Raw genomic sequence first — 549 nt, forward strand, 5'->3', positions numbered from 1 at the left:
GATCATCACCGTCTATGTGCAGCAGCTCATCGAGGACCAGAGCCGCGTCACGCTGATATCAGGCGTCGTCATGTCGGCGGCGGCCCTTGGCGCCATCCTGTCGGCTTCGCGCCTCGGCAAACTCGCCGACCGCGTCGGCCACTGGAACGTCATCATCGGCGCGCTTGCCGTCTCGGCACTGCTGCTGATCCCGCAGGCCTTCGTCACGCAAAGCTGGCAACTCATCGGCCTGCGTTTCCTGATGGGCCTGGCGCTGGGCGGGCTCTTGCCCTGCATCACCAGCGTGATCCGCCACAATGTTCCCGATGGGGTCGGCGGCAATGTGCTCGGCCTGTCGATTTCCGCCCAGTATGTCGGGCAGGTCGCCGGTCCCCTGCTCGGCGGCTTTGCCGGCGGCCATTTCGGCATGCGCTCGGTGTTTCTGGGCACATCCGTCTTGATGGCCGGGGGCGCGGTGTATAACTGGCTGGCACAGTCGCGCCGCGAGCAGGACATGCTCGCCAAAGCCGGCAAGTCCTGACGGGATTGGGCATCCCTCTGATATCACGG

The 549-nt window shown here is 65.4% G+C and carries 1 protein-coding gene; it reads left to right on the top strand.

Going from position 1 to position 549, the window contains the following annotated elements:
• Positions 1-520 (top strand): MFS transporter (locus tag EN939_RS37245; RefSeq protein WP_127272140.1); only part of this gene is annotated, 520 nt, incomplete at its 5' end.
• Between the last annotated feature and the right edge of the window lie 29 nt (positions 521-549).

This window comes from Mesorhizobium sp. M7A.F.Ca.CA.002.05.1.1 (assembly GCF_003998335.1).
GTDB lineage: Bacteria > Pseudomonadota > Alphaproteobacteria > Rhizobiales > Rhizobiaceae > Mesorhizobium.